Raw genomic sequence first — 26,128 nt, forward strand, 5'->3', positions numbered from 1 at the left:
GCTAACAACGCAAGGAGGTTGCGTTAGGATGGTGTTGTGCCACACACCTTTCAGCGCGCCCGCTCCACCGAGGCCAAAGAGGAGCGCACCGCCGCCCTGCTGACAGCCGCCCGGGTCCTGGCCGGGCCCGCGGGCCTGCGGACGGTCACGCTGACCGAGATCGCCCAGACGGCGGGGGTCCACGTCTCGGGCGTCCGGCGCTACTTCGGGTCCCGCGAGGAGATCTTCCTGACGCTCGCGGCCGAGGAGTGGACCGCTTGGGCCGACGTGGTCCAGGCGCGCCTCGCCGCCGGCGGGCCGGCCGACCTGGCCGCGACGCTGGCGGACACGCTCGCCGACCAGCCGCTTTTCTGCGACCTGCTGGCGCACGTGCCGCTCAGCCTGGAGCGGGAGGTGTCGGCCGAGGCTGTCCGCGACTACAAGGTGACAGCGGTGACGGCCCTCGGCGTGCTGCTCGACGCCATCACGGGCGCGACGTCACTGTCGCGTGAGGCCGCGCAGGACCTCATCGCGGCCGTCACCAGCATCGCGGCCGGCCTCTGGCAGGTCTCCCACCCCCCGGCCACCCTGGCCCGGCTGTACGCCGAGGACGAGCGGGTGGCGCACCTGGCGTCGGACTTCACTCCGCGGTTGGCCCGCCTGACTGAGGCGATGGTCCGCGGGCTGGAGGCGGCGGCGTCGTAGTGAGCCTGTCCGCGGCGGGCTGAGGCAGCGGGGCTTCGGCTTCGGCGGGCGCGGGCAGCGTGGCACCGATGGCCAGTCCTGCGGTGGCCGCGGCAGCGAGGGCCTCCTGCAGCACGGCCCGCTCCGGGCGGTCTTGGCGGGCCGCAAGGGCCGCCACGTCCGCGAACTCCGGCATGACCTGCACGATCGCCCCGTTCAGGTGACCGATTTTGATAGCCACGGTGCCGCCGCCGAGCGCCACGTTGACGAACGTCCGCGGCAGGGCGGTCTTGCCGCGCGCCGACTCGCGGACGCCGAGGGTGCTCGTGTCCCGGAAGATCCGGGCCCGCAGGGTCGCGACCGCGGCGGGCTCGCACAGGACGCTGAGGGTGTGCGCCGGGCGGCCCTTCTTCATCAGGATCGGCACCAGCCAGGCATCCGAGGCGCCGTCGGCCAGGAGGCCGTGCAGGACCCCGGGCCACAGCCTCGGGTCGAGGTCATCGACATTCGCTTCCAGCAGCACCGCTTCAGCCAGACCCTCCGCCGGCGTCACACCGCCCGCGCCGCCCGCCGGAGAAGGACCGACCGACCGCCCCGCTACCGGGGCGCCACCCGCCGGGGAAGGACCGACCGCCCGCCCCGCCACCGGGGCGCCACCCGCCGGGGAAGGACCGGTCGCCCCAGACGCCCCTGCCGCAGCACCCGCTGGTGAAGGACCGGGGGCGCGCGCGGCCCCTGGCCCACCGCCTGCGCCAGCCGCTGGGGGTGGAGCGAGCTCTCGGGGCGCGCTGAGGAAGGCTCGGACCACGTTCGGGCGGTTGGGGGTGTCTCGGCCGCCGGCGCCGACGCCGGTTGCCTCCAGGGTCATGGTGGGGAGGTCTTCGCAGGTGTCGGCCAGGGCGCGGATGACGGCCAGGCCGGTCGGGGTGGCGAGCTCGCCGGGGCCGCCCGCGCGGACGCGCCAACCACGGGCCAGTTCGGCTACAGCGGGGGCGGGGACCGGCAGCTCGCCGTGGGCGGTGCGCACGCGGCCGGAACCCAGCGCGATCTCGCCGGCCGAGACCGTGCCGACGTTGAGGTCGTCGAGGGCGGCGCAGACGCCTACCACGTCGGCTATCGAGTCGAGGGCGCCCACCTCATGGAAGTGCACGTCCTCGGCCGCGACGCCGTGCACGGTGGCTTCCGCCGCGGCCAGCCGTTCGAAGACCGCGAGGGCCCGTTCGCGGACGCCGGGGCGCAGATCGGCCGTCGCGAGAAGCTCGCGGATGCTCCGCCAGGTGCGGTGCGGCGGGTCGTCGGTCAGGGGCCGCACATCGGCTTTGACGGCACGCAGCCCGGCGCGGGTGACGGCCCGCATCTCGATCCCCACGGAGCCCGGGACCACCGCCTCGACCGCCGCCCGGATCGCCTCCAGGCCGGCCCCCGCGTCGTGGAGGGCGGCCAACAGCATGTCCCCCGCGACACCCGCGGAGGCGTCGATCCACACGTGCCGGTCGACTCGCTCGCTCGCATCCGAGCCGCGCCGGGCAGCGGAAGGGGCGGCGCCAGCAGGAGGGCTGCCGCCGACGGTAGGGGTGGAGCCGGCAGAAGGCGCAACGCCAGCAGGAGAGGCGGTGCCAGCGGGGCTGCTCATGAGGGGGCGGCGATCTGGGCTGCGAGGTGGCCGGCGCCGTAGCCGTTGTCGATGTTGACCACGGCTACGCCTGGCGCGCAGGCGTTGAGCATGGACAGTAGAGGGGCGAGGCCGCCGAAGGCGGCGCCGTAGCCGACCGAGGTCGGCAGGGCCACGACCGGAGCCGAGATCAGGCCGGCGACCACGCTGGGCAGGGCCCCGTCCATTCCGGCGGCAACCACCACGACTCGGGCCCGGCGCAGCAGCGGCAGCTGGGCGAGCACCCGGTGCAAACCCGCGACCCCGACGTCCACGACCAGCTCCACCGAACGGCCCAGATACCGGGCGGTCAGCATCGCCTCCTTCGCGACTCGCAGGTCGGACGTCCCGGCGGCGACCACCACGACCAGGCCGCCCACCGGAGCCGGCGGTTGCGGCGGGTAGGCCAGCAGCGCCGCGTCCGGGTCGTGGAAGGCGTCCGGCCGCTCCTGCCGCACCGCCGCGGCGTGCTCATCGCTCGCCCGGGTGAACAGCATGACTCCTGATCCTCCGCCTGCCGCGGCGATGGCACCCACTTGCGCCGGCGTCTTGCCTTCGCAGTACACCGCCTCGGGATAACCGCGCCGGGCGTATCGCTCGGCGTCCAGCCGCGCGAAATCGGCGAGCTCCGCGGATCCGACCGCCCCTCCGTGCATGGCTTCCGGCTCACCGCCGCCGCGCTCCAGATTCCTGTCATCCACGAAGGCAGCGCCGTCCTTCCACGTGTGGGCCCCCGGGGCGGGTGGGGTCAGTCACGGGTGGCCGCGACCAGGGGGAGGGTGAAGGCGCCGGACTGGATGCCGGTGGCCAGGTCGAGGGCGGCGAAGCGGAAGCCGGCGGCGACGACCGCGGCGTGGATGTCCTCGCGCAGCGTCGTCACGGCGCGGACCAGGTCGCCGGGTGGGAGTTCGATGCGGGCCACCTCGCCGTGGTGCCGCACCCGCAGGTCGCCGAGGCCGAGGCGGCGCAGGGCGGCCTCGGCGGTCTCGATCTGGCCGAGTTTTTCGCGGGTCACCGGGGTGAAGTGCGGGATGCGGGAGGCGAGGCAGGGCGCGGCGGGCTTGTCGGCCGAGGGCAGGCCGAAGGCGCGGGCCAGCTGCCGGACGGCGGCCTTGTCGAGGCCCGCGTCGGCCAAGGGGCGCAGGACGCGGTGTTCGGTGGCGGCGCGGCTGCCGGGGCGGTCGGGGCGCCGCGCGTCGTCGGCGTTCTCGCCGTAGGCGACGGCGTCCAGGGCGTGGGCCGCGACCACCTCGTCGTCGATGCGGGTGAAGAGCTCGTGCTTGCAGTGGAAGCAGCGGTCGGGGCCGTTGGCCTGGTACGCCGCCACGTCGCCCTCGCGGGTCAGGACCTCGACGACCGGTACGCCGATGTGGCGGGCCACGGTGTGCGCGCCGGTCCGCTCGTCGGCGGCCAGGCTGGGTGAGACGCCGAGGACGGCGACCACGCGGCCCGGGCCGAGGATGCGGGCGGCCAGGGCCAGCAGCACGGACGAGTCGACGCCGCCGGAGAACGCCACCCCGAGCCGGTCCACACCCGCTAGAAGCTCGGCCACCCGGCGGACCGCGGCGGCGGTGGGGTCATCGGTCATGATCTCCATTTGATGCCGGGTTCGCCCGCGCGGCAAGCGGTTGCCACATGTTGCGGAGCTCAGCGCAGCCGGAACAGCACCTCACCGGCCTGCGGAACGACGAAAGCAGTTGGGTCGTCGAGGCGTACAGCCGCTGGGTCCAGATAATCGAGATTGGCCGCGCGTACGACGTCCTCGGGGATGCCCGTGGCCAGCGTGACCGTCACGCGCAGCCGCTCGCCGGTCGTGGGGTCGTAGGTGCCGGCCCCGCGCAGGTGGGTCGAGTGGGCCAGCACGCCCCAGTGGTAGTCCTTGAACTTGTCCCACTGCTTGAGGAAGTAGTCCCGGCAGTGGTAGCCGATCTTCTCGATCTCCGGGTGCATGGCGGCGATCCGGGTGATGTGCGGCGCGTAGAGGATCACCTGTCCCCCGTCGGCCACCACCGGCTCGACCTTGTAGAACCCCTTGGCGCCGGTCCACATGTCGTCGTACTTGGCCGGGATGATGGACAGCACCTTGGACACCGGGGCGTCCAGGTAGCGCACGTGGGTCTGCGCCGACACCTCGGAGGCGGCCGCCCACGCCTCCTCGGGCGATCCGAGCGCCGCCGCGTGCAGCACGCCCGTCTCCGACTGGACGACCAGGCACAGCGCGAGCCGCCGGCTCGGGATCAGCGCCGCCGCCTGATTGATCAGCGCCCGGACCGGAGTGGTTCCACGCGTCCCGATGATCGAAGCGCTGGTGATGAGCGCCCCGAGCCAGTGCGAGAAGTCGATGATCTCCTGGCCGGCCACCCCCGGGAAGAAGTACTTGTTGCCACCGGAGAAGCCGACCACCTCGTGCGGGAAGACCGGCCCGATGACCAGGCACACGTCGTGCTCGACGACGGCCCGGTTGAGCACCACGTCGACGTCCTGGCTCATCCGGCCCTCGGACAGCTCGGCCACCCGGGCCGCCGGGATGACCCCGATCGAGGTGAGCGCCGACGGCTGCCACCACTCGTGGTTGCGCACGTCGAAGCCCTCGTACGGACCGCCGAGGTGGGCCGTCAGCTGTTCCTCGCTCATCGGCGCGTGGGTGCCGAGCGCGACGAGCACCGTCACCTGCGACGCGCGGCCGTGCAGGGCCGAGTGCACGGCGGAGAGCAGCATGGGCAGGGGGCAGCTCCGGGTGCCGTCCGGCACGATCACGCAGACGCTGCGGCCGTCCAGGTCCTCCGCGGCGAGCGTACGCAGCACGTAGTCACGCACCTCGGCGTCGTCGAGGGTCGATCCGGGGCCACCGAGGAGCTCGATCATGGCTCCACCATCCGCCCGCGCGCCGTAGCGTGGCAAGCGAACCGGGCAACACATGGCAACCCCTTGCCGCCCCGCCGCCCGCGAAGGAAGCCTCAGGAGCATGGTGATGCGAGAGGACCGGCTGCTTCCGGCGGACGCGACCGTACGGCCCGTGGCCCGGCGGCTGTACGAGGCGGTGCGCGACCTGCCGATCATCTCCCCCCACGGCCACGTGGACCCGGGGATGCTGCTGGCCGACGAGCCGTTCACCGATCCCACGGCCCTGTTCATCACGCCCGACCACTACGTGACCCGGCTCCTGCACGCCGGCGGCGTGAGCCTGGACCGGCTCGGTGTCGGTGAGGGACCGCTGACGGAACAGAAATCGCGAGAGGCATGGCGGCTGCTCTGCGAGAACTGGGCTCTGCTGCGCGGCACACCCGTGCGCTACTGGCTGGAGACGGAGTTCGCCGACATCTTCGGCATCACCGAGCGCCCGTCGGCCGCGAACGCCGATGAGCTGTACGACCGGATCGCCGGCCGCCGAGCCCGGCCGCGGGAGCTGCTCGACCGCTTCGGCATCGAATTCCTGGCCACCACGGACGACCCGGCCGACGACCTGGCCCCGCACCAAGCCCTCGGCAGCGCCGTCCGGACCCGCATCGCGCCCACTTTCCGCCCCGACGCCTACCTGGAGCCGGCCCGTCCCGGTTGGCCGGAAAAGATCAAGCGTCTCGGCGATGTCGCCGATACGGACATTTCCCACTACACCGGCTATATCACGGCGCTCGAGAATCGGCGCCGCTTCTTCAAAGCCAACGGCGCCGTCTCCGCCGACCACAGCCATGCCGACCCCCGAGCCGAGCCCGTGGACCACCCCGAGCGCCTCTACGAAAGGGCGCTGAAGGGCGATATCACCGACGCGGAAGGCACAGCCTTCCGGCGGCACATGATGCTCGAGATGGCCCGGATGTCCTCCGAGGACGGTCTCGTGATGACCCTGCACCCCGGTATCTATCGCAACCACCACCCGGCCAGCTTCGACCGGTACGGGCCGGACACCGGACACGACATCCCGACCACGGTCGAGTTCACCCGCGCCCTGCAGCCGCTGCTGGCCCGGCACGGCACCGACCCCGGCTTCCACCTGGTGCTGTTCACCGTCGACGCCACCGTCTACAGCCGCGAGATCGCCCCGCTGGCCGGCTTCTACCCCTCGGTCTACGCCGGCGTGCCCTGGTGGTTCCTCGACAACCCGTCGGCGATCCGCCGGTTCCAGGAGTCGGTCACCGAGATCGCCGGGTTCAGCCGCCTCTCCGGGTTCATCGACGACACCCGCGCGCTCTGCTCGATCCCGGCCCGGCACGACATGTCCCGCCGCCTCGACGCCGGCTACCTGGCCGAGCTGGTGTGCACGCACCGCCTCGACGAGGACGAGGCCGTCGAGACACTCACCGCCCTCGTCTCCGACCAGCCCCGGAAGGTCTTCAAGCTGTGATCGTGCACCTCGGCCTCGGCAACTTCTTCCGCGCCCACCAGGCCTGGTACACGGCCGAGGCGAAGGACGGCTGGGGCATCGCCGCGTTCACCGGCCGCTCCCCGCACGCGCCGGACCCACGCTACAAGCTCATCACCCGCGGCCCGGAGACCGACGAGATCTCCTGGCCGGACGCGATCCGGGAGACCCACCCCGGTCCGGATCGGGCCACGTGGGAGGCGAAGCTCGCGCAGAAGGAGACCGCCATCGTGACGCTTACGGTCACCGAGGCGGCGTACGCGGGTGAGGACGTTCCCGACCGCCTGACCAAAGGCCTGGCCGCCCGCAGAGAAGCCGGCAGCGGCCCGATCGCCGTCGTCCCCTGCGACAACCTGCCGGACAACGGCGCCGTTGTGAAGAGGGTGGTCACCGAGCACGCCCGCCGCACCGATCCCGCCCTGGCCGGCTGGATCGACGAGAACGTCTCGTTCGTCTCCACGATGGTCGACCGCATCACCCCGGCCTCGGACCGGGCGGACGAGGTGGTCACCGAGCCGTACCACGAATGGGTGCTGCAGGGCGATTTCCCGGCCGGCCGGCCCGCCTGGGAGGTGGCCGGGGCCCGCTTCGTCGACGACGTGCTCCCGCACGAGCAGCGCAAGCTGTGGCTGCTCAACGGCGGCCACTCCCTGCTGGCGTACGTGGGGAGCGCGCGCGGCCTGACCACCGTGGCCGAGGCCGTGGCCGACCCGGAGTGCCGGGCGCTGCTCGAGACGTGGTGGGACGAGGCGGCCGCCTGTCTGCCGCTGCCCGCCGCCGAGATCCGCGACTACCGGGCGGCGCTGATCGAGCGCTGGGAGAACGCCCGCATCCGCCATCTGCTCGCGCAGATCGCCATGGACGGCTCCCAGAAGATCCCGGTCCGCGTGCTGCCCGTGCTGCGGCAGACGAAGGAGCCGAAGGCGGCCCGGGCCGTCCTCGAGGCCTGGCTCCGGCACCTGCACGGCGCCGGAGCCCCGGTCCGCGACGCCGGCGCGGCAAGATACGCCGCGGCGACGTCGGTCGACGAGTTGCTGGCCCTACTGGACGCTGACCACCCCGCCGGCTGAGCGGGTGCACCGCACGGACCGCGAGGCGGCCGTGAAAGCGCCCGAGAGGCACTGCCCGAGCACCGCGTGCCCGGCCGCGTTCGGGTGCCACGACTCCTGGCAGGTCTGGAAGTAGGTGACGCAGGCGTTGGCGATCCGCTGGATGTCGAGCTTGTCGAGCCCGGCCAGATCGGTCAGGAACACGCCGGTCGGCCCGTCCTGCAACCGGATCGGCGTCGCCAGCGCGTTGCCCGGGCTGCCCGCCCGCTCGCACAGCCGGGCCCCGTCGAAGGCCTGCTGCACGTTGAGGTACACCAGATCCTCGCCCGGGAACTCGCTGCTGACCGTGCCGTGCACACCGGCCACGATGGTCCCCAGCCCGGCCGAGAACGTGTGGCCCGGCCCGAGGCTGGCCCGGTGGATCGGGCAGCCGGCCCGGTACCGTTCCGCGCCCAGCGCCCGGAACTTGTCCCGGTCGTCGGCTCGCCCGTCCTCCTCGTGCAGGCTGCCCTCGAGCTCCGTCGGCAACGGATTCGTGTAGTCCTGGAACACCACCTTGTGCACGCCGTCCGCGTCCACCTCGTCGAGAGTGCGCAGGATCTCGCGTACGGCCGAAGTCGTCTCGGTCTGAGCGGCGGACAGCTGGGCCGGTGTGGCCAGATCGCCCGCGGCGCACGGCTCCTGCGGCACCGGGCCGCCGAGGTAGGCCCAGAACTCCCACCAGCCGGTCCAGGCGTCCGCCACGAAACGGTTGGCGCACTTGACCGCGACGTCGCCGAAGGTGAACGACGAGTTGTTCGAGCCGAGGCCGATCAGGACCAGGTCGATGTCGTGGGTGCGGGCCACCGCGCGCAGCTGGTCGAGTTGCGAGGCCACCGTGCGGCCCTTCTCGCGCCCGGCCGGGGCGTTGGCGATGTCGAACGGCTGCCCGCCCGAGCAGGCCAGGTTGAACCGGTCCTGGATGCCCGGCAGCGACGCCTTCAGCAGCGACGCGTTGGCCGAGCGGTGGCAGAAGTAGGCGTTGCTGTTCGCCGCCGCCCACCCCGGGAAGGGTTGCGCCTGCCCGGAGGCGTCGACGACGGGCTGATAGTTTCCGGCGCCCTCACCGCTGATGAAGCTGTCGCCCAGGGCGACGGCGGCGGTGGGCAGGGCGGCCCGCGCGGGGACCGCGGTCAGGAGGAGGGGAAGAAAGGCGAGGACAACGGGAACAGCCAGTCGGCGCCACATGCGTCGATCGGATCACGTCGGTTAGACGCCCGTCAATGTCCGGCTCAGCTGGCGGGGCATTCCGCGTCGCAGGCGCCGATCGGGATGATCAGGTCGGCGCTGTCGCGCTCCGGCGGGTAGAACGCGTCGAAGCTGACCGCGACCCACTCCCCCTCGGGCCGGCGCGCCCACTCCATCCTGTACTCGTCGTAGTACTGGACTTCGCAGTCGGTCTTCACCGATCCCGGCGGGATCGGGCTCCAGTAGCCGATGGACAGCAGGTACTTCCCGCGGTCGGGACCGGGGAAGGCCATCGTCTTCTTCCGGCGCGGCACGCCGAACCACCTGTCCAGCACGACATCGTCGGGGTCGGCGCCGTTGAGCGACGGGATCCCCTCGGCATGCCGCACCTCCTCCAGGCGCGCGGGCACACCCTTGGGCACGTACGGAGCGTCGTCGAGGGTCATCCCCTCGTACCACTCGCCGTCACCCCGGCCGGGTGGCGGCGAGACCGCCTGCAGGCGGCGGAAGATGCTCGGCGGCGGGTTGTCGGTCGCGAGCGGCGGCGCGTACGGGTACTGCAGCGGCGCACCGAAGGCGAATCGAAGGGAATGGACGCACGCGCCAACGAGTTCGAAGGCGGCGTCACTGGTCGGCTGACCCATGTCCGTATCCTCATTGGGCGACTGGAATTGGGCGAACGAAACGCCTGGGGCGATGATGTGAGCCCGACAGTAAGCTGGCGAAGGGTGGCGGCACAAGGCGTGGCCAAAGACCTCCCGGTGACTCCCTCGTCACGGACAGTGAGTGCAATGTCCGCGACCTGGCGCTCCTATCTGCCCGAACACGTCTTGCGGCTGCTGCACGGCACCACGAGTGTCAGCAATCCGCCAATCACCCAGCGTTCCGATGCGGTCGTTCTCTTCGCCGACGTCGTCGGTTTCACCGCGATGACCGAAAGCTTCGCGGGCTCCGGCAGTTACGGCACCGAGCAATTGACCCGCATCATCAACCGATGGTTCGAGGTGACCGCACACGCCATCGCCGAGTCCGGCGGCAGTGTGGTCGACTTCGCCGGCGACGCGCTCGTCGGGGTGTTCCTGCATTCGCCGGAGGGAGCGGCCGCGACGGCCCGGCGGGCCATCCGGTGCGCCGAGCTGATCCGGGAGGCCACGGCCTCGGTGGCGCCGGTGTCCACCCCCGACGGTCACCGCTCCCTGACGATCCGGGTCGGGCTGGGTGGCGGCCCGCTGCTCATGATGCTGGTGGGCGATCCGGCCATCCGCCTGCAGCATCTGATCGTCGGACCCGGCCTGGACTCGGCCATCGACGCGCTGCACCGCGCCGAGCAGGGCGAGATCGTGGTGGACGAGGCCCTGCGGGAGGCCGCCACCGCCCCGGGCGCCGACCAGGACACCCCGCGCGGTCCCGAGAAGAGCCCGGAGCTGCTGGAGCGGCTGCTGACCCCGTTCCTGCACCCGGCCATCCGGCAGCGCCTGCGCTCCGGACGGCACGAGCTGGTCAACGAGCACCGCAAGGTCACGACCGCCTTCGTCCGCCTACCGGACCTGTCGGCCGACAACCCGGCCACGGTCCAGGCCCTGCAGCGCTTCCTCGGCGCCGGCGTCGCCATCATCGACCGGTACGGCGGCCACCTGCGCCACCTCATGGCCGACGACAAGGGCACCGTGCTGGTGGCGGTGTTCGGCACCCCGGTCAGCCACGAGAACGACGAGGAACGGGCCCTGCGCTGTTGCCTGGAGCTGCTGACGCTGCCCGGCGGCCCGTACCGGGGCGGGGTCACCACCGGACCGGTCTACTGCGGCGAGGTGGGTTCGGACGTCCGCCGGGAGTACGCGGTGGTGGGCGACGCCGTCAACCTCGCCGCGCGCCTCATGCAGGCCGCCCCGGCCGGGCACCTGCTGATCGACCAGGCCACCTACGAGCAGACCCGGGACATCGTGGCCGCCGAGGGACCCGGCGTGGTGACCGCGAAGGGCAAGACCGGGCCGATCTCGGTGTGGACGGTGCGCGAGGCTTTCGAACTCCCGTCGCCGGCCCCGCTCCCCGCGCCCGCCCCGGGGCGCCTGGTCGACCGCACCCGCGAACTGGCCGAGCTGCACACCTTCGTGCACGAGGCGCGACGCGGCCACGGCCGGCTGGTCTGGCTGCACGGCGAGGCCGGTGTCGGCAAGTCCCGGCTGGCCGCCGAGACCTGCCGGCTGGCCGGCAAGCTGGGCTTCACCGGCTACGGGGACAGCTGCCGGTCGCACGGCGGCACCGCCGGTTACCTGGTCTGGCGCTCGATCCTGCGCGAGATCCTCGACATCGATCCGGCCCTGCCGATCGCCGAACAACAGGCGCAACTGACCGAGCGCACCGCCCGGTACGACGGCACCGGCCAGCGCGCGCCGCTGCTGGCCGGGTTGATCAACCTGCCGATGCCCGAGTCGGTGCTCACCGCCCAGCTCGACCCGGCCGGGCGGGACCACCTGCTCCGGTCCACGCTGCTGGCCTGCCTGTTCGACCGGGCGGCGTCCGGCCCGCTGATCCTGCTGCTGGAGGACTGCCACTGGATCGACCCGGCCTCGCTGACCCTGCTCGACCTCATCGGGCGGCACATCGCCGACCTGCCCGTGCTCGTCATCGCCACCTCACGCGAGCCCCTGCCCCGCCGGCTCGCCGCCCGCGAGCACGCGGTCGAGATGCCGCTGATCCAGATGGCGAGCACCGACGCCGAGCAGCTCACCGTCGTCCGGCTCAAGGAGCGGTTCGGCGGCGACGCCGACATCGCGGCCGGGCTGATCGGCCGGATCGGCGAGGAGGCCGGCGGCAACGCCTTCTACATCGAGGAGCTGGTCACCTATCTGCACGGCCGTGGCGTCGACCCCGGCGACCCGCGCGCCCTGGCCGAGATGCGCCTGCCGGACAGCCTGCAGCGGCTGGTGATGGCGCGCATCGACCAGCTCACCGACGGGGAGAAGACGGCCATCAAGGTGGCCAGCGTCATCGGCCGGCGTTTCCAGCCGCCCTGGATCGCCTCGGTCTACCCGCCGGCCGGCACCGCCGAGCAGATCACCACCAACCTGCGGCGGTTGCACACGCTCGAGCTGACCCCGCAGGTGGAGTCCGAGCCGGCCGCCGAGTACGAGTTCAAGCACGCCATCACCCAGGAGGCGGCCTACCAGAGCATCACCTACGACACGAGGTCCGCCCTGCACGAGAAGGTCGGCCTGCTCGTCGAGGAGCTCTACGCCGACCGGCTCCCCCAGTACGTCGACATGCTCGCCCACCATTACACACGCAGCGCACGAGTGGACAAGCAGCGGATCTGGCTGCGCGCCGCGGGCGACCGGGCCAAGGCGACGTTCGCCAACGACGCGGCCATCCACTACTACGGGCGGTTGTTGCCGTTGCTGCCGGAGCCGGAGCAGGCAGCGCTGCACATCGAGATGGGCGACGTCTACCACCACACCGGGCAGTGGGAGGACGCCGAGTCGCACTACCGGCGGGCGATGAGCCTCGCCGAGAGCACCGGCCAGCCCGAAGTCCTCGCCGCCGGCCAGCGTCAGCTCGGTGATCTCCTGATGTACACGCACTCGTACGCCGAGTCGGTCAGCTGGCTGCAGCGCGCCCTGGACGGCTTCAATCTTCTCGGCGATCTCGCCGGTGTGTCCCGCACGATGGAGCGGATGACGTTCGCCCTGTTCCGCCAGGGCTCGTACGCGGACACGCTGGCCATGGCGCGGCAGCACCTGTCGATGGCGGCCGAGGCCCAGGATCTGTCCGCGATGAGCGCCGCGCTCAACCATCTCGGTCTCGTGCACCTGAACACGGGGCGGTTGAAGGAGGCGCTGGACCACCTGCGCCGGGCGCTCGCCACGGCCGAGGAGGCCGACGACCGGCACTGGATCCTGCACGCGGCCAACAATCTCGGCTGGGCGTCGCTGCGCGGCGCCGACCACGTCCAGGCGATCGCGTCGTACGGGCGGGCCCTGGCCGTGGCCCGCGACATCGGCGCGCGGCACACCGGGGCCGTCATCGTCGGCAACATGAGCGAGATCTACCGCGACCAGGGCGACTACCGGCGGGCCCGGACCTGTGTCATGTACTCGCTGAGGGTGGCCGTCGAGCTCGGCGACGCCTCCAGCGTGGTCGACCTGGTGGCCGGGCTCGGGATCATCACCGCGGGCGAGCGGCGGCCGGGCGAGGCGCAGCGGTTGCTGGAGCGCGCGATCGAGCTCGCCCGCGACCTGGACGCCCCGTACTACCTCTGCGCGTGGCTGCACCGGCTGGCGAGCCTGCATCTGGCGGCGGACCGGCCGGCCGCGGCCGGACTGCTCAACGCGGAGTCGTTGCGCATCGCCGAGGAGCACGGCGAGCGCGACACCCTGGTGCACGCGTTCGTGCTCTCCGTGCGCCTGCGCGCGGCCGCCGGCGAACTCAGCACCGGCCAGGCGGCGGAGATGCTCCGGGCGGCGGCCGAGGAGTGGACGGAGCCGCACGAGGTCGCCCTGCTGCTCGACGCGGTGTGGCGGGCCGACCCGGACGACACCGGCGCACGCGACACGGCCGCCGCCATCTACCGCGAGCTGTACGAGCGCGCGCCGAGCATCGAGTACCGCGACGCCTACCGCAAGCTCACCGGCGTGCTCCTGCCACCGGGCCCACCTCTGCCGGAGCTACCGGCCTGGATCGCCGCGGAGGGCGGCCCCGACCTCGCGACGTTGCTGCGCCGCATCGACCGCCCCGCTACACCAGAGGCTCCCCGCCTGCCAGCTGCCTGAGCGCGGGCAGCGACGGCGCGAAGGCGTACACGGCGCCGGTGGTCGTGACGAAGCCGCCGAAGGACTGGCGGGGGATCTTGTCGACGACGTCGGCCGGGAGGCGGTCGCGCGCCTGCGTCTCGCTCAGGCCCACGACCGGGTCGAGGCCGTCGATCCGGTCGCGGTGGGCGACACTGCGGCCGTACGCGTTCAGGGCGCTGGTCGGGAACTTGGGGTCGTTGACCCAGTGCCGCAGCAGGAACTCGAACTGGTCCTCGATGCTGGCCACGTACGCGTTGAACAGGATGCCGCGTTCGCGGTCGTCGGGGCGGTCGCGGTCGAAGCGCGGGCCGAACGTGATGCCCCGGCGCAGCATCTTGTGGCCGCGGTCGCGGAACACGTCGTCCTCGCGCGGGTTCATCTTGCGGATGTGGGCGTAGAGCGGCGTGTGCCGGCCGGCCTCGTCGTCGCCGTACGTGAAGTCGTTCTGGTCCTGAGACCGGGCCCCCGGCTCGAGCGGGTTGCCGTCGAGGGAGCGGCCGAGCGCCTTCGCCGCGGCCGTCTCCGGGTCGCCGCCGTTCTCCCCGGCCCGGCGCCACCAGCCCGCCGCGTCCTGGTTCATCCGGCGGAAGACCTGGAACGAGCCGTTGTGCATCCATTTCGCCGGAGTGGGGCGCGGCGCCCAGCTCTGCGGGCGGCGCTCGCCGGGGTGGCCGAGGACGAACTCACCGGCCGCGACGACCGTCTTGAACTCGGCCGGGTTGCTGAAACCGCGCACGCCCGGCTGGGAGATGCCGTCGGTGAAGCCGAAGTGCTCGACCCGCCGGTGGGCGGCGTTGCGGCGCACCTCGCCGCGTTCCGACCAGAGCACCTCGAGACCGGCCGCGGTGGCCGCGGCCGTCTCGGCCCGCAGCGCCGCCCCGAGCGTCTCGTCGTCGTCGGCGGCCAGGGTGAGCAGCGCGTCGACCGGGGCGCCGGACGGCTGGCCGACGACCCAGTTCGCCGGGTCGCTCTTCTCGACGTCGCCGAGCAGGGCCGGGGCGGTGGTGAGCTCGCCGGCCTGGTTGAGCCGGGCGCCCAGCGGGCCGCGCCAGAAGGCGTCGTACGGCGTGAGGTCGCCCGCCACCTCGTCGTGCAGCAGGACGAGCCCGGTGGCGGTGAGCCCGATGTTCAGCAGGGCGGCCGATTTCTGCAGGCGCCGGCCGCGGCGGGCCCGGCCCTGCCCGTCGTCGTCGCCGTCGAGGGCCGCCTCGACCTCGTCGGTGCCGGCGACCCGGTCCACGGCCGAGCCGAGCCAGGTGCGGGCGCCGGCCCGGCGGCTGCGGAACGAGAGGGCCACGAAGGCCTGGAACTGCCCGCCGAAGGGCAGAAGGATGTTGCCCTGGATCTTGGGCGCGTCGGCAAGGATGGCCACGGTAGTCCCCTCCGGGTCTAGTTGTGCACCACGGAGGATGCCGCAGATGATCGCCGTTTCGGCCCGGGTGTCCTAAATCTGCCAGCGCCGGGACCAGCCAGATCATCCGTTCGTACGAGGTGGGGTCATCCTTTTTCTCGTCGAGTGGGGCCGGCGGCGACCGAACAACAAGCCCGTGGCCTACCGAATGAAGACAGCAGCAGCCGTCGCGGCTATCGCGACGGCCTCGCTCACCGCCGTTGCCGCCCCCGCGCTCGCCGCGACCGACACGACCCCGTCCTCGCTGGTAGTTGGCCTGCGCTCCGACAGCGTGGCCGCCACCACCGTCCGCGCCCTCGACGCCGCGCCCGGCATCGACGTGCTCAGCAGTTCCACCACGCCCGCCCTGGACAGCGTGACCGTCACCGTGGCGGCCGGCGACCGCGCCGGCGCCGTCGAGGCGCTGCGCGACGACCCCAACGTCACCTACGTCGAGCCCAAGGCCGTAGCCACCGTCGACTCCACCAGCAGCCCCAACGACCCCAGCTACGCCCAGCAGTGGGGCCTGTCCAAGATCAAGGCGCCCGGCGCCTGGGCCTACACGACCGGCAACGACGTCGTCGTCGCGGTCGTCGACACCGGCGTCAGCAACATCACCGAGCTCTCGGGCCGGGTGCTGGCCGGCTACGACTTCGTCAACAACGACTCGAGCCCGATCGACGACAACGGCCACGGCACCAAGGCCGCCTCGGTCATCGCTGCCGCCGGCGACAACGCCACCGGCATCGCCGGCGTCTGCTGGACCTGCCAGATCCTGCCGGTCAAGGTGATGGACGCCAAGGGCAGCGGCACCACCGACGTCATCGCCAAGGGCATCGTCTACGCCGTCGACCACAACGCCGACGTCATCAACCTCTCGCTCGGCTCGGCCTCCGACACCCAGGTCATCCGCGACGCCGTCGCCTACGCGGCGTCGAAGAACGTGGTCGTCATCGCGTCCGCCGGCAACGACGGCAAGACGGTCCCGGCGTACCCGGCCGGCGTCCCGGCCGCGATCGCGGTGGCCGGCTCCGACGACAACGACGCCCGCTACAGCTGGTCGAACTACAACAGCGCGGGCAACGCGTGGGTCGACGTGGCCGCCCCGGGCCAGAACTACGCCCAGGGCACCGACAACAAGTACTACTGGTACGCGGGCACGAGCTCGGCCGGGCCGGTCGTCTCCGGCATCGCCGCGCTCGCCCGCGCCGCCAAGCCGTCGGCCACCGCCGAGCAGATCCGGGCCGCGATCGAGAGCACGGCCGACCCCGTCGGCTCCTGGGTCGCCCAGGGCCGGGTCAACGCCGCGAACGCCCTCACCGCCATCACCGGTGGCGTCGCGCCCACCCCGGTCGTCAAGGACACCACCGCCCCGTCGGCCGCCTTCAGCGTCGCCGCCACCGCCGGCGGCGTCGTCCCGGTCAGCCTGACCGCGCCGTCCGACGACACCGCCCGGATGGAGCTCTTCGTCGCCGACAAGCTGGTCGCGACCACGACCTCGGCCCCGTGGAGCATCGACTGGGACACCGCCGGGCTCACCGGCAAGAAGACCGTCAAGGTCCGGGTCACCGACACCTCCGGCAACGCCGCCACCGCGGCCGCCGTGAACGTCACCATCGACAACACCGGCCCGGCGCTCAAATGGGTCACCCCGGCCGCCAAGGGCAGCTTCCGCGGCACCGTCGAGGTCACGGCGACCGCCACCGACCCCAGCGGCGTGGCCTCGGTCGAGGTGCTGGCCGGCGACGAGGTCATCGGGAGCGACGACACCGCCCCCTACTCGATCCCGGTCGACACCACCACGCTGACCAGCGGCGTCACCCTGACGCTGCGGGCCACCGACACGCTCGGCAACGCGTCCTCCATGGTCCGCAACCTGACCCTGGACAACACCGCGCCGACCGTCGAGGTCTCGGTGCCCGGCACCCTGCGGGGCGCCGTGAAGATCACCCCGACCGCGAGCGACGACGTCGCCGTCAAGCAGGTCAAGGGCGTCGTCACCGACGCCGACGGCAAGACCGTGGCCACCCTGGTCGCCGCCAAGGCCCCGTGGACGCTGAACTGGACCACCGGCAAGCTGACCGGCGCCTACAACCTCGAGGTGACCGCGTTCGACACCACCGGCAACATCGGCACCGTGTCGATGGCGGTGGACGTGGACAACACCGCCCCGTCGACCGCTGTGGACGTGCCCGCGGTGACCGGCGCCGGACCGGTCACGGTCGCGCTGAGCGAGCCGTCGGACGACACCGCGACGATGGAGCTGATCGTCAACGGCAAGGTCGTGCAGACCCTGACCTCGGCGCCGTGGTCGCTCGAGTGGACGCCGGCCACCTCCACCACGTACACCCTGGCCGTGCGGACCACCGACGCCGTCGGCAACACCGCCACCAGCACCCGCAAGATCGCGGCCGACCTGGCCGGCCCGAAGGTCTCCTGGCCCAACCCGATCGCGTCGGCCCCGCTGCGCGGCACGGTGACGGCCACCATGACCGCCAACGACCCGTCCGGCATCGCCTCGGTCGAGCTGCTCGCCGGCGACCAGGTCATCGGCGAGGCCTCCGCCGCCCCGTACGTGATGCCGATCGACACCACCGGCCTGGCCGACACCCAGGTCCTGACCGTGCGGGCCACCGACAAGCTCGGCAACGTCAGCACCCTGAACCGCACGTTCACGGTGGACAACGCGGACCCGGCGATCGACGTCGCGCTGCCCGGCACGGTCACCCCGGGCCTGACCAAGATCCTGCCCACGGTCGACGACAACGCCGGCGTCAAGCAGGTCAAGCTGGTCGTCACCCAGGACGGCAAGGTCGTCACCACGCTGACGGCGACCAAGGCGCCCTGGAACCTGCAGTGGAACACCACCAAGCTCGCCGGCACCTACACCCTGACGGCGACCGCCACGGACAAGGCCGGCAACGTCGGCACCTGGACGGGCGAGGCCACCGTCAGCAAGCGCTGATCACTGGTGGTGACGCGGCCCGGGAGGTTCTCCCGGGCCGCGTTTCTGCGTCAGTACTTCAGATACTGCCGCGACAGCTTGGCGACCTTCTCGACCAGGGCGATGCCGTCCTCGTACGTCTGGTTGTTGTGCGAGAGCACGGCGACCGAGACGTCGGTCTTCCTGTCGGACGAGGTGATCCGGCCGATCGTGTTGACCGCCCACAGGCCGCCGTCGGCGTCGCGGGTGTCCCAGCCGTTCTTGACGGTGGCGACCTCGCCGCTCCGGGCGGCGGCCGGAACGCCCCAGTCCTGATCCTCCGCGACCTGCGTCATCAGCCCGAAGGCGTACTGCCGGGAGTTGACCGACAGCGGGCTCTTCGGATTGACGAACTCGCTGAGCAGGCGCACCTGGTCGTCGGCGGTGGTCTTGGTCAGGCCCCAGGCCTCGTTGACCACCGTCTGGGTCAGGCCCAGGCGCTTGTTGCAGGCGGTGAGGCCCTCGACCTTGCCGAGGTCGCCGAAGAGCGTGGTGGTCGCGTCGTTGTCGCTGTTCTCGATCGACCGGGCGGTCAGCTGGCGCTGGGCGGCCGTCAGCTTGCGGTCGTCGTCCTGGGCCTGCAGCAGCGTGCAGGCGAGGATGGAGGCCTTGACGACGCTGGCCGTGTCGAATTTCTGGGTGCCCTTGAACTCGAACCGCTCGCCCGTCTTGCGGTCGAGCACCGCCACCGAGAACTCGGGCACGGTCGGGGCGAGCTTGGTCAGCGCCGCGGTGAGCTGATTGCGGCGCTGGGCGCGCAGCGCCACCGCCGGGTCGATGCTGCTGCGGGTCGGTGACGGTCCGCGCGAGTCGGGTGACGTTCCGGAGTCTCCGCTGCCCTGCAGGCCCTGCACGATCAGCGCGCCGCCACCGACTGCCACCACCGCTGCCACGATCAACGAGACGAGTTGGATTCGTTGCACCCGAGCATGGTGCCGTACGCGGTCAGAAATGGCGAGACCGTGAGGGATTGTTCAAAGCAGTCAACCATTCGCCGGCCGCATGCGTAGCGCCCCGGCCGTGCGACGATCGCTTGATGTCGCTGGCTCCGCACGCACGGGAAATCGTCAAGGCCAACCTGTACCTGACGCTGAGCACGGCCGGGCCGGACGGGCGGCCCTGGACCTCACCGGTCTACTTCGCGCCGGCGGGCGACCGGGAGTTCCTCTGGTGCTCCGAGCGGGCGGCGCGGCACTCGGTCAACGTGGCCGCCCGGCCCCGGGTCAGCTTCGTCATCTTCGACTCCACAGTGGAGCCGTACCACGGGCGTGCGGTCTACGCCGACGCCGAGGTGGCCGAGGTCCCCGCCGGCGAGGTCGAGCAGGCGCTGGCGCTCTATCCGCGGCGGGACGGCCACGACGTCACGATGCTGGACCGCGAAGACGTGACCGGCCCGTCCGGGTACCGGCTCTACCGGGCCACGGTGAGCGACCTGTGGGTGCTCTGCCCGCGGGAGCCGCGGACGCCGTGCGAGCTGCACGGCCTGTCCAAGGACCACCGGGCCCGCGTGTGGTGAATCAGGCTGCCGGCCGGTGCAGGCGCTCGAAGGCGCCGTTGAAGAACACCAGCGGGTGGCGGTCCGGCTCGCTCGCCAGGGCCACCACGCGGCCGATCGTCAGGTAGTGGTCGCCGGTCTCGTGCTCCTGCTCCAGCGTGCAGTCGATCGAGGCCAGGACCCCGTCGAGGATGGGGCTTCCGGTGGCGCCGGGCCGCCAGCTCACACCGCGCCACTTGTCGGTCCCGGTCCGCGCGAACTGCCGGCACAACTGCTCCTGGCCCGCCTCCAGGATGTTCACGCAGAACGCGCCGGCGCTGCGGATCAGCGGGTACGAGACGGAGGTCCGGGCCGGTGAGAACGCGATCAGCGGCGGGTCGAGCGACAGGCTGAAGAACGACTGGCAGGTCAGGCCGACCGGTACGCCGTCGACGACGGCGGTGACGACCGTGACGCCGGAGGCGAAGCCGCCCAGGACCCGGCGGAACTCGCGGCTCGCGATGGCGGTGTCAGGCACGGCGGGCCTCCAGGATGTCGAAGAGGCCGGCGTTGGCCCTGGCCCACTCCTCGGTGATCTCGGTCAGCGCTTCCATCCGCGACATCACCAGATAAAGACCGCGGGCCGGTACGGAGGCGCCGAGCTCCACGAGCAAGGGACGCAGGTACGCCTCCACGGCCAGGGCGTGATCCGGTGCGGCGCCGGTCATCACCGGGATGGCGACGACGCCGGCCAGGCCGTTCGATCCGTACCGGTCGAGGAAGGCCTTGAGCAGGCCGGTGTAGGTGGCCTTGTAGGTGGGCGAGGCGACGATCAGCAGGTCGGAGGCGGCGACGCGGGCGGTGAGCTCGTCGATCTCCGGCTCGGGCCAGGTGAACAGGCGGCCGGCGTAGTCGGCGAGGTCGACCACCAGGCGGCCGGCGCCCGGGAACAGGTCGGCGACCGCTTCAGCCGTCAGCCTCGTACGGGACAGGGGCTTGGGGTTGCCCACGAGAACAGTGATTTTCATGGTGGACGCGTGCTCCTTACTAGCAGAGGACATCAGCCACCGCGGAGCAGTCGGAATGGTCGCCAGGCACAGAGGGATGAGACCGGCCGTCTGCGGAGTAAGTACCTACGTGGTCAGGGCTTGATCAGGGTTTCCAGCTTGCCGTCGGCCCTGTACAGCAGGACCTCGATGCCCAGGTCACGGGCGGCGCGGGTGGTCCAGCCGGCCGGGCTGAAGACCTGGGCCACCGTCTCGCTGACGCAGAGCACGATGCGGCCGTCGGGAAACATCGACGAGCGCAGCCAGGTCAGCTTGAACATGTCGGCCATCACCTTGTTGCGGTGCAGCGAACGGAACGTCCCCTGGTTGCCGACCATCTGGACGAGCAGGCCGTACGCCTCGTCGGCGCCCTCGATCTCGAGCCGGGTGCCGTCGCCGAGGTCGATCGAGCGGGGCCGCAGGTCGACGCCGAGCTCGTCGCTGAGCGCGAGCAGCATGGCCCGCTCGATGCTCTCCGGCCCGAACCGCCGCCAGCCGCGCTCCTCGGCGTCCTCACCCATGGTCACCAGCCTACGGGCGGCGCGTTCGTCCGCGGCCATGGCGTCGACAAGCGCCTCGGCCGAATCGAAGCGCTCCTGCTCCCGGATCAGGGTGACGATCCGCAACTCCGCCCTCCTTCCGTACATGTCCTCGTCCCGGTCCAGGACGTACGCCTCGACGGTGCGGACCTCGCCGCCGAACGTGGGGTTGGCCCCGATCGAGACGAGCGCCGGGGCCGGCGGGCCGCCGTCGAGCGCGAACATCCCGAAGTAGACGCCGTCCCGGGGCAACACGGCGTCCCCGTCGACGGCCAGATTCGCTGTCGGGAAGCCCAGCGGACGCCCGCGCCCGGCCCCATGCACAACCTCACCGCTAATCACTTCCCACCTCCCGTCTCTCAGGTTTGTTGGCGCGGCGTCTCTCTTGCCTCATAGCGCCCCTCTCCTCACGGCGCCCCTCCCTCCCACAGCACGCCCTCCCTCCCCACGGCGTGCCTCTCTCCTCACGGCGTGCCTCTCTCCCCACGGCGCGCCTCCTCTCTCCTCACGGCGCGCCTCCCCTCTCCTCACGGCGCGCCTCCCCTCTCCTCACGGCGCGCCTCCCCTCTCCTCACGGCGCGCCTCCCCTCTCCTCACGGCGCGCCGACCAGGGCCGGCGGGGTAACGGCGGAGTGCGCGCGGTGGCGCAGCAGGGCCGCCACCAAGCCGGCCGCCGCGACCAGCAGCAAGACCGCCAGCAGGGCACACGCCGCCTCGTAGCCGGCGAAACCAACGACCCCGAAGACCGCGAGCGGGCCGATCGCGGCGCCGAGGTCACCGGCGGTGCGGGTGAAGCCGATGACTCCCCCGGCCGCCGACGCCGGGTAGGCATCGCCGGTGATCACACCGGGGAGGACGCCGATGACGCTCGTGGCCAGGGAGTACGCCACGATCGCGACGGCGAACCCCACCGGCACGTGCAGCAACGGCAGGCACAGCATCGCCACCGCGCCGACCATGCCCGCGGGCACCAGCAGCGCGATCCGGGCGCCCCGGTCCACCCAGCGGGCGATCAGCGGCATCGCGGCCAGGCTGGCCACCGTGCCGGCCGCGGTGGCCAGGCCGAGGGTGAACGGCTCGAGGCCGCCACTGTCGTAGGCGAGGACCGGCACCAGGCCCTGCTCCCCCGCGAACCGCACGAAGAACGTCGCGAACGCCTCGGCGCAGAGAGCCAGCAGGAGCCAGCTCGGCCTTAGCACAGTTTCGGGACGGGGCCGGAGTTTTCCCCACAAGCGCGCTGTCCACAGGCGCCCGACCTGATCATGCGAACGTCCGGAATACTGACCTGCGGGGGCTCCCCCTGGGAGGGCGGGCTCCGCGGGTGGGGGCGTTTGGGCTCGCGGCGTGGACGACCAGTAATGCGATGCCGGCCGGGCGGCGTCCCAGACCAGGCACGCCAATACCGGCACCCCGGCCACGGCGAACGTCCAGGCCGGCCCGACAAGGCCCACCACCGCGCCCCCGAGCAGAGCCCCGGCCCCCGCGGTGCTCATCTGCACCACCGTGGCCGTGGCCATCACCGCGCCCCGGCGCTCGGCCGGTGCCCCCGCCACGAGCAGGGCGAAGCCCACCGTGACGGCCGCGCCGCCGAGCACACCGGCCACCAGCCGGAAACCGATCAGCGGACCCGCCGAGCCGGCCAGCCCGGTCAGCGCCGTGACTCCGGCGAGCGCCAGGAGCACCGCCCGCAGGTAGGCCCGGGCGGGGAAGCGCCGCAGCGCCAGCCCGGCCGGGATGTTGGCGATGATCCGCCCCACGGCGAAGGCCGCCACGAGAGGTCCGAGCAGGCCGACCGCCAGGCCGTAGCGGTCGAGATAAACGGGCAGCACCGGGACCGTGACGCCCCACGTCATCTGGGCTGTCCCGATCAGCGCACACACCAGCACCGTCTGCTCGGCGGTCGGCGAGCGCGTCTCGACTGGGCTCATCAGATGGCGAGGTTCTCGCGGAGGGTCCGGCCGGGATAGCGAGGGGCCAGGGCCCCGCGGCGGCGGAGCTCGGGGGTCAGGAGCTCCGCGATGTCGGCCAGGCCGGACGGGGTGGCCAGGGGGCTGGAGAGCATGTAGCCGCCGCGGGCGCCGGTGGCGGCGAAGTTCTCCTCCAGGGCGTCGGCGACGGTGCCGGGGTCGCCCAGGATGGTGTGGTCCATACCGGTGGCGCTGCGCCAGCCGTGTTCGAAGAACTCCGTACGGCTCATCTGGTAGTCCTCGCCGTACGTGGACAGCAGCGTGCCGATCAGGCCGCCGGGGGTGGCCTGGGCCGCCTCGGCCTGCCGGCGCAGCTCGCCCAGCGGGAACGACGACGGCAGCTGGGAGAAGTCGATGCCGGCGTTGTGCGACAGGAAGGCGCCGACCGCGTCCTCGCTCCAGAACGTCAACACTTCGTCGCGGCGGGCGCGGGCCTCGTCCATGGTGCGGCCGACGATCACCTGGGTCGCCCACAGGATGCCGACCGACGACGGGTCACGCCCTTGCTCCGAAAGGGCCTCGTCGAGCATCGTGCGGTGCCGCTGCTGCGACGCCAGGCTGCCGCCGAAACCGAAGACCAGGTCGGCGAAGCGGGCCGAGGCGGCGATGCCCCGGGGCGAGTTGCCGGCCTGCACCAGCATCGGCGCCACCTGCGGGCTCGGCACGCTCGGCAGCGGGCCCTGGACGTCGAAGAACTTGCCGTGGTGGTGGATGGCCCGCACCTTGGCCGGGTCGGCGAAGCGGCCCGTCTCCCGGTCGCGGACGATGGCGTCCGGGTCGACCGAGTGCCAGAGCGCCTGGCAGACGTCGATGAACTCCTCCATCCGCTCGTAGCGCAGGTCGTGCGCCATGAGCTGGTCGAAGCCGTAGTTGGCGGCGTCCGCGCGGCGCGTCGAGGCGACCACGTTGAAGGCGATCCGCCCGCCGGTGACGTGGTCGAGCGAGTTGAGCAGCCGGGCCACGTAGAACGGGTGCATGAAGGTCGACGAGTAGGTCAGGCCGAAGCCGATGTGCGAGGTGACGGTGGACATCGCGGCGATGATCGGGCTCATGTCGTGCCGCGGCCACTGCACGCCCCACTCGACCGCCGCGTCGATCGAGCCGCGCCACGTGTCGGGGATACCGGTGCCGTCGCCGAAGAACAGCATGCCGATCCCGGCCCGTTCGGCGATCTGGGCCAGCTCCATGTACATCCGCGGGTCCGGGAAGTCGAGGCCGACCCAGGAGCCGCGCCGGGCCCAGCGGCCCTCGGTGTGCGTGAACGACAGGTCGAAGGCGAGGTGCATGCCGCTCATGCCGCCACCCACAGTTTCGCCAGCTCGTCGGTGTCGCTCAGGACGGCCGCGTTCATGGCCAGCTCGGCCAGCGAGGCCTCGTGGACTTCCTGGTCGTACGCGGCCACGGCGTCCACCGGCAGCAGGACCGGCCAATCGAGCTGAAAGGCGTCGGTGGCGGTCGCGGCGACGCAGCACTCGGTGGTGAGGCCACAGACCGCGACCCAGCCGACGCCGGCCGCCCGCAGCTGAGTCTCGAGGCTCGTGCCGAGGAAACCGCTGTAACCGCGCTTCACGACGCGGATCTCGCCGCCGGCCGGCCCGGTGCCGTACCACTCGGCGCCGGGAGTGCCGAGGACACAAGGCTCTTCCGGGCCGTACGCGGCCTCGGGGTCCCCGGCGCGCAGCCACTGGCTCGCCTGCCACGGGTTGCGCGGGTCGCTCCCGAGCTCGACCCAGGCCACGGTGACACCGGCGGCCCGGGCCGCCTCCACGAGCTTGCCCGTGGCGGTGAGGGCGCCGGCGATGACGGACAGGTCCGGCGAGTAGCCGGCGATCATCGCCGGGTCGGCGAACGACCGCTGGACGTCGACGACGATCAGAGCCGGCTTGCGGTCCTTGAGCGCCGCCAGCTGGGACGCGCGCAGGTCGCTCATGACTCGCCTCGCAGGGTGGGCAGCACGGCCTCGCCGAACGGCAGCATGTCGGCGTGGTAGTCGGGGAAGATGAGCATCAGCCCGTCCAGCTCGGCCTCGCTGGTGATCTGCTCGATGTGCTCGATGACCTTCTGGGGGCCACCGGTGACGTACGGGGTCTGGAACGCCTCCGAGCCGGTGGCGCCGTCGGCCCACGCCCGCGCGGTGTCGGCCGGGATGCCCCACGAGGTGCGCATGCCGATCAGCGCCTCCTTGTCGAGTCCCTCGCCGTAACGGGCGGCCTTCGCCTCGGCCTTGGCGTCGGTCTCGTCGAGGACGACCGTCAACATGGAGTACGTCTTGACGGTACGGCCGTACGAGGCGCCCTTGTCGTGGACGTAGCGCGAGAACTCACGCATCTGGTCGAGGTTGTCCGCGCTCAGGAACGCCCCGTCCGCGTACCGGGCCTGGAAGTCGCGGCCCGCGGCCGAGCGGCCGGCGCTGATGATGGTCGGGCGCACCGCCGGGTGCGGGCGCGACTCACACGCGTCCAGGGTGAAGAAGTCGCTCTTCATCGTGACGACGTCCTCGGTCCAGAGCCGGCTGACGGCCTGCGTCCACTCCTCGGTCATCCGGTAGCGGTCGGCGTGCGACAGCTCGGCGTCCCAGAGACCCATCTGCACGAACTCGTCGGCGTAGGAGCCGTTGACGATGTTCATGCCGGCCCGGCCGCCGGAGACGTCCTGCAGGGTGGTGAACATCTTGGCCGCCACCGCCGGGTGGTGAATGTTCGCGTGCATGGTGGCCCAGATCTTCACCGTGGAGGTGGCCTCGGCCAGGGCCGACATCATCGTCATGGACTCGAGCGTCTGACCCCAGTGGTCCGTGGTGCCGCCGAAGCCCTTCCACTTGGCCATCGACATGATGAAGTCGAGGCCGATCTGCTCGGCTTCCACCGCGACACGGCGGTTGTAGGCGTAGGTCGCCTCGGGGTGCGGCGCCGTTTCCGAGATCATCCAGCCGCCGTTGCCGATCGGCAGGAACACGCCATATTCCTTGCTAGACATAACGTTCCTCTTTCCG

General features: G+C 72.0%; 21 protein-coding genes. 6 read left to right on the plus strand and 15 right to left on the minus strand.

Annotation, left to right across the window (positions count from 1 at the left end; all coding sequences use genetic code 11):
• Window positions 1–36: 36 nt before the first annotated feature.
• Complete coding sequence (locus tag AB0J66_RS07085) at window positions 37–684, plus strand: TetR family transcriptional regulator (protein WP_364656617.1); 648 nt, start codon at window positions 37–39, stop codon at window positions 682–684.
• Here AB0J66_RS07085 and larC read toward each other — a convergent pair.
• From larC to AB0J66_RS07105, 4 genes are all read right to left on the minus strand, one after another.
• The gene (gene larC / locus AB0J66_RS07090) at window positions 620–2,149 is read right to left on the minus strand and encodes a nickel pincer cofactor biosynthesis protein LarC (RefSeq protein WP_364656620.1); all 1,530 of its coding nucleotides are present in this window, start codon (window positions 2,147–2,149) and stop codon (window positions 620–622) included. The genes AB0J66_RS07085 and larC overlap by 65 nt on opposite strands.
• Before the next feature lie 143 nt (window positions 2,150–2,292).
• Window positions 2,293–2,970: a nickel pincer cofactor biosynthesis protein LarB gene (gene larB / locus AB0J66_RS07095; RefSeq protein WP_364657356.1), complete on the minus strand. Its 678-nt coding sequence runs from the start codon at window positions 2,968–2,970 to the stop codon at window positions 2,293–2,295.
• A 92-nt stretch (window positions 2,971–3,062) separates the two neighbouring features.
• Complete coding sequence (locus tag AB0J66_RS07100; protein WP_364656622.1) at window positions 3,063–3,902, minus strand: ATP-dependent sacrificial sulfur transferase LarE; 840 nt, start codon at window positions 3,900–3,902, stop codon at window positions 3,063–3,065.
• Window positions 3,903–3,961: 59 nt separating this feature from the next.
• Entirely contained in the window at window positions 3,962–5,179 is a 1,218-nt protein-coding gene (locus tag AB0J66_RS07105; protein WP_364656625.1) for a lactate racemase domain-containing protein, read from the minus strand.
• A gap of 100 nt (window positions 5,180–5,279) precedes the next feature.
• On the opposite strand from AB0J66_RS07105, the gene uxaC reads away from it, so the two are divergent.
• Both uxaC and AB0J66_RS07115 read left to right on the plus strand, forming a co-directional pair.
• Entirely contained in the window at window positions 5,280–6,656 is a 1,377-nt protein-coding gene (gene uxaC, locus AB0J66_RS07110; protein ID WP_364656627.1) for a glucuronate isomerase, read from the plus strand.
• On the plus strand, window positions 6,653–7,744 hold the full coding sequence (locus tag AB0J66_RS07115) for a mannitol dehydrogenase family protein (protein WP_364656630.1): 1,092 nt from the start codon (window positions 6,653–6,655) through the stop codon (window positions 7,742–7,744). The genes uxaC and AB0J66_RS07115 overlap by 4 nt, the downstream gene beginning before the upstream one ends.
• Here the strand turns inward: AB0J66_RS07115 and AB0J66_RS07120 are convergent.
• On the minus strand, window positions 7,715–8,950 hold the full coding sequence (locus AB0J66_RS07120; RefSeq protein ID WP_364656633.1) for a hypothetical protein: 1,236 nt from the start codon (window positions 8,948–8,950) through the stop codon (window positions 7,715–7,717). The two genes, AB0J66_RS07115 and AB0J66_RS07120, sit on opposite strands and share 30 nt — an antisense overlap.
• Window positions 8,951–8,994: 44 nt before the next feature.
• Entirely contained in the window at window positions 8,995–9,594 is a 600-nt protein-coding gene (locus tag AB0J66_RS07125) for a hypothetical protein (protein WP_364656635.1), read from the minus strand.
• A gap of 147 nt (window positions 9,595–9,741) precedes the next feature.
• On the opposite strand from AB0J66_RS07125, the gene AB0J66_RS07130 reads away from it, so the two are divergent.
• Entirely contained in the window at window positions 9,742–13,716 is a 3,975-nt protein-coding gene (locus AB0J66_RS07130; protein WP_364656637.1) for a tetratricopeptide repeat protein, read from the plus strand.
• Here AB0J66_RS07130 and AB0J66_RS07135 read toward each other — a convergent pair.
• Window positions 13,682–15,109 carry a Dyp-type peroxidase gene (locus AB0J66_RS07135; protein ID WP_364656640.1) on the minus strand — a complete coding sequence of 476 codons (1,428 nt, stop codon included), beginning with the start codon at window positions 15,107–15,109 and terminating at the stop codon, window positions 13,682–13,684. The two genes, AB0J66_RS07130 and AB0J66_RS07135, sit on opposite strands and share 35 nt — an antisense overlap.
• A gap of 187 nt (window positions 15,110–15,296) precedes the next feature.
• Between AB0J66_RS07135 and AB0J66_RS07140 the strand changes: the two genes are divergently transcribed.
• On the plus strand, window positions 15,297–18,092 hold the full coding sequence (locus AB0J66_RS07140) for a S8 family serine peptidase (RefSeq protein ID WP_364656642.1): 2,796 nt from the start codon (window positions 15,297–15,299) through the stop codon (window positions 18,090–18,092).
• Window positions 18,093–18,142: 50 nt separating this feature from the next.
• On the opposite strand, the gene AB0J66_RS07145 is transcribed toward AB0J66_RS07140, so the two are convergent.
• A complete protein-coding gene (locus AB0J66_RS07145) occupies window positions 18,143–19,033 on the minus strand; it encodes a serine hydrolase (protein ID WP_364656645.1) in 891 nt (296 codons plus the stop codon).
• 113 nt (window positions 19,034–19,146) lie between these two features.
• Here AB0J66_RS07145 and AB0J66_RS07150 point away from each other — a divergent pair, with 113 nt between their 5' ends.
• Window positions 19,147–19,626 carry a pyridoxamine 5'-phosphate oxidase family protein gene (locus AB0J66_RS07150; RefSeq protein WP_364656648.1) on the plus strand — a complete coding sequence of 160 codons (480 nt, stop codon included), beginning with the start codon at window positions 19,147–19,149 and terminating at the stop codon, window positions 19,624–19,626.
• A gap of 1 nt (window position 19,627) precedes the next feature.
• On the opposite strand, the gene AB0J66_RS07155 is transcribed toward AB0J66_RS07150, so the two are convergent.
• From AB0J66_RS07155 to AB0J66_RS07185, 7 genes are all read right to left on the minus strand, one after another.
• Window positions 19,628–20,122 (minus strand): flavin reductase family protein, encoded by a 495-nt coding sequence (locus tag AB0J66_RS07155; protein WP_364656651.1) that lies wholly within the window; start codon window positions 20,120–20,122, stop codon window positions 19,628–19,630.
• The gene (locus AB0J66_RS07160) at window positions 20,115–20,612 is read right to left on the minus strand and encodes an NAD(P)H-dependent oxidoreductase (protein ID WP_364656653.1); all 498 of its coding nucleotides are present in this window, start codon (window positions 20,610–20,612) and stop codon (window positions 20,115–20,117) included. The genes AB0J66_RS07155 and AB0J66_RS07160 overlap by 8 nt, the downstream gene beginning before the upstream one ends.
• A 113-nt stretch (window positions 20,613–20,725) precedes the next feature.
• Window positions 20,726–21,511 (minus strand): riboflavin kinase, encoded by a 786-nt coding sequence (locus AB0J66_RS07165; protein WP_364656656.1) that lies wholly within the window; start codon window positions 21,509–21,511, stop codon window positions 20,726–20,728.
• Window positions 21,512–21,762: 251 nt separating this feature from the next.
• Window positions 21,763–23,097, minus strand: coding sequence for an MFS transporter (locus AB0J66_RS07170; RefSeq protein WP_364656659.1), 1,335 nt, complete (start codon window positions 23,095–23,097; stop codon window positions 21,763–21,765).
• Complete coding sequence (locus AB0J66_RS07175; RefSeq protein WP_364656662.1) at window positions 23,097–24,431, minus strand: NtaA/DmoA family FMN-dependent monooxygenase; 1,335 nt, start codon at window positions 24,429–24,431, stop codon at window positions 23,097–23,099. Before AB0J66_RS07175 ends, AB0J66_RS07170 begins: the two co-directional genes overlap by 1 nt.
• Window positions 24,428–25,066, minus strand: a complete 639-nt coding sequence (locus AB0J66_RS07180; RefSeq protein ID WP_364656664.1) for an isochorismatase family cysteine hydrolase — start codon at window positions 25,064–25,066, stop codon at window positions 24,428–24,430. The genes AB0J66_RS07175 and AB0J66_RS07180 overlap by 4 nt, the downstream gene beginning before the upstream one ends.
• On the minus strand, window positions 25,063–26,112 hold the full coding sequence (locus AB0J66_RS07185) for an LLM class flavin-dependent oxidoreductase (RefSeq protein ID WP_364656667.1): 1,050 nt from the start codon (window positions 26,110–26,112) through the stop codon (window positions 25,063–25,065). The genes AB0J66_RS07180 and AB0J66_RS07185 overlap by 4 nt, the downstream gene beginning before the upstream one ends.
• Window positions 26,113–26,128: the final 16 nt, after the last annotated feature.

The organism is Actinoplanes sp. NPDC049598, from assembly GCF_040675435.1.
Classification (GTDB): Bacteria; Actinomycetota; Actinomycetes; order Mycobacteriales; family Micromonosporaceae; genus Actinoplanes.

Excerpts from the sequence above, each read along its gene's own strand:
- larB (WP_364657356.1), bottom strand. The coding sequence starts at position 2,970 with ATGCACGGAGGGGCGGTCGGATCCGCGGAGCTCGCCGATTTCGCGCGG.
- AB0J66_RS07100 (WP_364656622.1), bottom strand. The coding sequence starts at position 3,902 with ATGACCGATGACCCCACCGCCGCCGCGGTCCGCCGGGTGGCCGAGCTT.
- AB0J66_RS07105 (WP_364656625.1), bottom strand. The coding sequence starts at position 5,179 with ATGATCGAGCTCCTCGGTGGCCCCGGATCGACCCTCGACGACGCCGAG.
- uxaC (WP_364656627.1), top strand. The coding sequence starts at position 5,280 with ATGGTGATGCGAGAGGACCGGCTGCTTCCGGCGGACGCGACCGTACGG.
- AB0J66_RS07120 (WP_364656633.1), bottom strand. The coding sequence starts at position 8,950 with ATGTGGCGCCGACTGGCTGTTCCCGTTGTCCTCGCCTTTCTTCCCCTC.
- AB0J66_RS07125 (WP_364656635.1), bottom strand. The coding sequence starts at position 9,594 with ATGGGTCAGCCGACCAGTGACGCCGCCTTCGAACTCGTTGGCGCGTGC.
- AB0J66_RS07130 (WP_364656637.1), top strand. The coding sequence starts at position 9,742 with ATGTCCGCGACCTGGCGCTCCTATCTGCCCGAACACGTCTTGCGGCTG.
- AB0J66_RS07140 (WP_364656642.1), top strand. The coding sequence starts at position 15,297 with ATGAAGACAGCAGCAGCCGTCGCGGCTATCGCGACGGCCTCGCTCACC.
- AB0J66_RS07150 (WP_364656648.1), top strand. The coding sequence starts at position 19,147 with ATGTCGCTGGCTCCGCACGCACGGGAAATCGTCAAGGCCAACCTGTAC.
- AB0J66_RS07160 (WP_364656653.1), bottom strand. The coding sequence starts at position 20,612 with ATGAAAATCACTGTTCTCGTGGGCAACCCCAAGCCCCTGTCCCGTACG.
- AB0J66_RS07170 (WP_364656659.1), bottom strand. The coding sequence starts at position 23,097 with ATGAGCCCAGTCGAGACGCGCTCGCCGACCGCCGAGCAGACGGTGCTG.
- AB0J66_RS07175 (WP_364656662.1), bottom strand. The coding sequence starts at position 24,431 with ATGAGCGGCATGCACCTCGCCTTCGACCTGTCGTTCACGCACACCGAG.
- AB0J66_RS07180 (WP_364656664.1), bottom strand. The coding sequence starts at position 25,066 with ATGAGCGACCTGCGCGCGTCCCAGCTGGCGGCGCTCAAGGACCGCAAG.
- AB0J66_RS07185 (WP_364656667.1), bottom strand. The coding sequence starts at position 26,112 with ATGTCTAGCAAGGAATATGGCGTGTTCCTGCCGATCGGCAACGGCGGC.